Here is a 5,621-nt window from a genome sequence, read left to right as displayed (position 1 = left end):
TGTTAGGTTGGGGGTGTTTTGAATAATGAGCTGGCGATGACTTACTCTCACATGGGTAACCCCACACTACCATCAGCGCTAAGAGGTTTCACTTCTGAGTTCGGGAAGGGATCAGGTGGTTCACTCTTGCTATGGTCGCCAGCACAACTGTTATGGACATTTTCGGGTCTTAATCACTTGAGTGTGCCGTACTTTTGTACCAAATGAGTTATTAACAAATTGGTTTGTTGAGTCTTACTTTAAGCGGTTCATTTTAGCGTTTTGCTTAACTTAATCAAGCTGTTTTGCTGTTTTATGAATCGATTGAGCTTTATATACAACTGCTTGGGTGTTGTATAGTCAAGCCTCACGAGCAATTAGTATTGGTCAGCTTCACATATCACTATGCTTCCACACCCAACCTATCAACGTCCTAGTCTCGAACGGCTCTTTAGAGGAATAAATTCCTAGGGAAATCTTATCTTGAGGTAGGCTTCCCGCTTAGATGCTTTCAGCGGTTATCCCTTCCGAACATAGCTACCCGGCGATGCGACTGGCGTCACAACCGGTACACCAGAGGTTCGTCCACTCTGGTCCTCTCGTACTAGGAGCAGATCCTCTCAAATTTCCAGCGCCCACGGTAGATAGGGACCGAACTGTCTCACGACGTTCTAAACCCAGCTCGCGTACCTCTTTAAATGGCGAACAGCCATACCCTTGGGACCTGCTTCAGCCCCAGGATGAGATGAGCCGACATCGAGGTGCCAAACACCGCCGTCGATATGAACTCTTGGGCGGTATCAGCCTGTTATCCCCAGAGTACCTTTTATCCGTTGAGCGATGGCCCTTCCATACAGAACCACCGGATCACTAAGACCTACTTTCGTACCTGCTCGACTTGTGGGTCTCGCAGTTAAGCGCGCTTTTGCCTTTATACTCTACGCGTGATTTCCGACCACGCTGAGCGCACCTTCGTACTCCTCCGTTACTCTTTAGGAGGAGACCGCCCCAGTCAAACTACCCACCAGACATGGTCCTCGCTCCAGATTATGGAGCAGAGTTAGAACCTCAATATTACCAGGGTGGTATTTCAAGGATGGCTCCATTGGAACTGGCGTCCCAACTTCAAAGCCTCCCACCTATCCTACACAAGTAAGATCAAAGTTCAATGTCAAGCTGCAGTAAAGGTTCACGGGGTCTTTCCGTCTAGCCGCGGGTACACCGCATCTTCACGGCGAATTCGATTTCACTGAGCCTCTGCTGGAGACAGCGCCGCCATCATTATGCCATTCGTGCAGGTCGGAACTTACCCGACAAGGAATTTCGCTACCTTAGGACCGTTATAGTTACGGCCGCCGTTTACTGGGGCTTCGATCAAGAGCTTCGCTTACGCTAACCCCATCAATTAACCTTCCAGCACCGGGCAGGCATCACACCCTATACGTCCACTTTCGTGTTTGCAGAGTGCTATGTTTTTAATAAACAGTTGCAGCGGCCTGGTTTCTGTGGCTGCCAACAGCTCATCCCGCAAGGAGAATCACCGTCAGCAGCGTACCTTCTCCCGAAGTTACGGTACCATTTTGCCTAGTTCCTTCAGCAGAGTTCTCTCAAGCGCTTTGGTCTACTCGACCTGACCACCTGTGTCGGTTTAGGGTACGATTCCTGTGTAACTGAAGCTTAGAGACTTTTCTTGGAAGCATGGTATCAGCCACTTCACTGTACAAGTACAGCTTGCTATCAACTCTCAGCATAGAGCACCCCGGATTTGCCTAAGATGCATGCCTACTGTCTTCCACCTGGACAACCAACGCCAGGCTGACCTAACCTTCTCCGTCCTCTCATCGCATTACACAGAAGTATTGGAATATTAACCAATTTCCCATCGACTACGCCTTTCGGCCTCGCCTTAGGGGTCGACTCACCCAGCCCCGATTAACGTTGGACTGGAACCCTTGGTCTTTCAGCGAACGGGTTTTTCACCCGTTTTGTCGTTACTCACGTCAGCATTCGCACTTCTGATACCTCCAGCAGACTTCTCAATCCACCTTCATCGGCTTACAGAACGCTCCCCTACCACTTACGCATAAGCGTAAATCCGCAGCTTCGGCACATAGTTTTAGCCCCGTTACATCTTCCGCGCAGGCCGACTCGACTAGTGAGCTATTACGCTTTCTTTAAAGGGTGGCTGCTTCTAAGCCAACCTCCTAGCTGTCTATGCCTTCCCACATCGTTTCCCACTTAACTATGATTTTGGGGCCTTAGCTGGCGGTCTGGATTGTTTTCCTCTTGACTACGGACGTTAGCACCCGCAGTCTGTCTCCCGGATAGTACTCATAGGTATTCGGAGTTTGCATCGGTTTGGTAAGTCGGGATGACCCCCTAGCCGAAACAGTGCTCTACCCCCTATGGTATTCGTCCGAGGCGCTACCTAAATAGCTTTCGGGGAGAACCAGCTATCACCGAGTTTGATTAGCCTTTCACCCCTATCCACAAGTCATCCCCCGGCTTTTCAACGACGGTGGGTTCGGTCCTCCAGTTAGTGTTACCCAACCTTCAACCTGCTCATGGATAGATCACCCGGTTTCGGGTCTATACCCAGCGACTAAAACGCCCTATTAAGACTCGATTTCTCTACGGCTCCCCTATTCGGTTAACCTCGCCACTGAATATAAGTCGCTGACCCATTATACAAAAGGTACGCAGTCACACCACGAAGGTGCTCCCACTGCTTGTATGCATGCGGTTTCAGGATCTATTTCACTCCCCTCACAGGGGTTCTTTTCGCCTTTCCCTCACGGTACTGGTTCACTATCGGTCAGTCAGGAGTATTTAGCCTTGGAGGATGGTCCCCCCATATTCAGACAAGGTTTCACGTGCCTCGCCTTACTCGTCATCATTATATGTGCCCTTTCGTGTACGGGACTATCACCCTCTACGGTTGCACTTCCCAGAGCATTCCGCTAAAACACATATAACTTAATGGGCTGATCCCCGTTCGCTCGCCGCTACTGAGGGAATCTCAATTGATTTCTTTTCCTAAGGGTACTGAGATGTTTCACTTCCCCTCGTTCGCCTTGCAACACTATGTATTCATGTTGCAATACCTACCTTATGGTAAGTGGGTTTCCCCATTCAGACATCTCCGGATCACAGGATATTTGCCGCCTCCCCGAAGCTTTTCGCAGGCTATCACGTCTTTCATCGCCTCTGACTGCCAAGGCATCCACCACATGCACTTAATTACTTGACTATACAACCCCAAACAGTCGTTATTACCTACAAGTAGTAATAAGACATGATCAATGATTTCTCATCAATCTCTTACAGTTTGAAGTACTGTGAACTTAATCACTGTACAGCTTCAATCTAATTCATATACCAAAACGCTTGATTCAGTTAATTTGCTAGTTCTCATTTCAATTCTTAATTAAACCGTAACACTTACGCATTACTGTCAATCTTGAATTAAATGAGTTGAACAATTTATTTCAGACTCAATTTTACCAATCTGTTAATGAGTTAATGTGTCCTCGTCGGATCACACTAATACCGTGACACTTAAATCACAGAAGTTAATAAAATTAAAACCTTCAGGTTTTTCTCTTACTAAATTCTGTAATCTTTAGCTCGAACTCTATCAGAATTCGTGGTGGAGACTAACGGAGTCGAACCGTTGACCTCCTGCGTGCAAAGCAGGCGCTCTACCAACTAAGCTAAGTCCCCAGCTTATCATTTCGATTTGTATATCTAAGTTTCTGTAACCTTGATCTCTCAATCTCAGTTGTAGACTTGGTGGGTCTGACAAGACTTGAACTTGTGACCCCACGCTTATCAAGCGTGTGCTCTAACCAACTGAGCTACAGACCCATTCGATATACCAGAAGAACAACTTGTTGTGGATTCTTACCAATCAATCCGTCTTTTCGTTAAGGAGGTGATCCAGCCGCAGGTTCCCCTACGGCTACCTTGTTACGACTTCACCCCAGTCATCGGCCACACCGTGGTAACCGCCCTCATTGCTGTTAGGCTAGCTACTTCTGGTGCAACAAACTCCCATGGTGTGACGGGCGGTGTGTACAAGGCCCGGGAACGTATTCACCGCGGCATTCTGATCCGCGATTACTAGCGATTCCGACTTCATGGAGTCGAGTTGCAGACTCCAATCCGGACTACGATCGGCTTTTTGAGATTAGCATCCTATCGCTAGGTAGCAACCCTTTGTACCGACCATTGTAGCACGTGTGTAGCCCTGGCCGTAAGGGCCATGATGACTTGACGTCGTCCCCGCCTTCCTCCAGTTTGTCACTGGCAGTATCCTTAAAGTTCCCGACATTACTCGCTGGCAAATAAGGAAAAGGGTTGCGCTCGTTGCGGGACTTAACCCAACATCTCACGACACGAGCTGACGACAGCCATGCAGCACCTGTATCTAAGTTCCCGAAGGCACCAATCCATCTCTGGAAAGTTCTTAGTATGTCAAGGCCAGGTAAGGTTCTTCGCGTTGCATCGAATTAAACCACATGCTCCACCGCTTGTGCGGGCCCCCGTCAATTCATTTGAGTTTTAGTCTTGCGACCGTACTCCCCAGGCGGTCTACTTATCGCGTTAGCTGCGCCACTAAGGTCTCAAAGACCCCAACGGCTAGTAGACATCGTTTACGGCATGGACTACCAGGGTATCTAATCCTGTTTGCTCCCCATGCTTTCGTACCTCAGCGTCAGTATTAGGCCAGATGGCTGCCTTCGCCATCGGTATTCCTCCAGATCTCTACGCATTTCACCGCTACACCTGGAATTCTACCATCCTCTCCCATACTCTAGCTAACCAGTATCGAATGCAATTCCCAAGTTAAGCTCGGGGATTTCACATTTGACTTAATTAGCCGCCTACGCACGCTTTACGCCCAGTAAATCCGATTAACGCTTGCACCCTCTGTATTACCGCGGCTGCTGGCACAGAGTTAGCCGGTGCTTATTCTGCGAGTAACGTCCACTTACTTTGGGTATTAACCAAAGAAGCCTCCTCCTCGCTTAAAGTGCTTTACAACCAAAAGGCCTTCTTCACACACGCGGCATGGCTGGATCAGGGTTCCCCCCATTGTCCAATATTCCCCACTGCTGCCTCCCGTAGGAGTCTGGGCCGTGTCTCAGTCCCAGTGTGGCGGATCATCCTCTCAGACCCGCTACAGATCGTCGCCTTGGTAGGCCTTTACCCCACCAACTAGCTAATCCGACTTAGGCTCATCTATTAGCGCAAGGTCTAATGATCCCCTGCTTTCTCCCGTAGGACGTATGCGGTATTAGCGTTCCTTTCGAAACGTTGTCCCCCACTAATAGGCAGATTCCTAAGCATTACTCACCCGTCCGCCGCTAAATCCAGGAGCAAGCTCCCTTCATCCGCTCGACTTGCATGTGTTAAGCCTGCCGCCAGCGTTCAATCTGAGCCATGATCAAACTCTTCAGTTTAAAATCATTGCACTTTACTAAAAGTGCTAAATCTGGCTCATTAATCTTACTGACTAAAAATTCGCTCAAATAAACTTCGAGAAATTTCTACCAATTCAATCAATGAAATATATATTCGACTGATCAACTGATAAAAATCCACACAAGTTGTTCTTCCAATTCTCTTAATGATCTTCT

2 tRNA genes and 3 rRNA genes are annotated in these 5,621 nt (G+C 48.4%); all 5 read right to left on the bottom strand.

What is annotated here, in order from left to right:
• Positions 1-28 precede the first annotated feature (28 nt).
• Positions 29-143, bottom strand: a 5S ribosomal RNA gene (rrf, locus tag ACX1N5_RS15510).
• Between the two features lie 192 nt (positions 144-335).
• Positions 336-3,229, bottom strand: a 23S ribosomal RNA gene (locus ACX1N5_RS15505).
• A 397-nt stretch (positions 3,230-3,626) separates the two neighbouring features.
• Positions 3,627-3,702, bottom strand: a tRNA-Ala gene (locus ACX1N5_RS15500).
• A 67-nt stretch (positions 3,703-3,769) separates the two neighbouring features.
• Positions 3,770-3,846, bottom strand: a tRNA-Ile gene (locus tag ACX1N5_RS15495).
• Positions 3,847-3,906: 60 nt separating this feature from the next.
• A 16S ribosomal RNA gene (locus ACX1N5_RS15490) occupies positions 3,907-5,444 on the bottom strand.
• Together the 16S, 23S and 5S rRNA genes with 2 tRNA genes alongside form the textbook arrangement of a ribosomal RNA operon.
• Between the last annotated feature and the right edge of the window lie 177 nt (positions 5,445-5,621).

The sequence above is a fragment of the Acinetobacter sp. ANC 4636 genome, from assembly GCF_054454555.1.
This window is presented reverse-complemented; position numbering and strand designations above follow the sequence as displayed.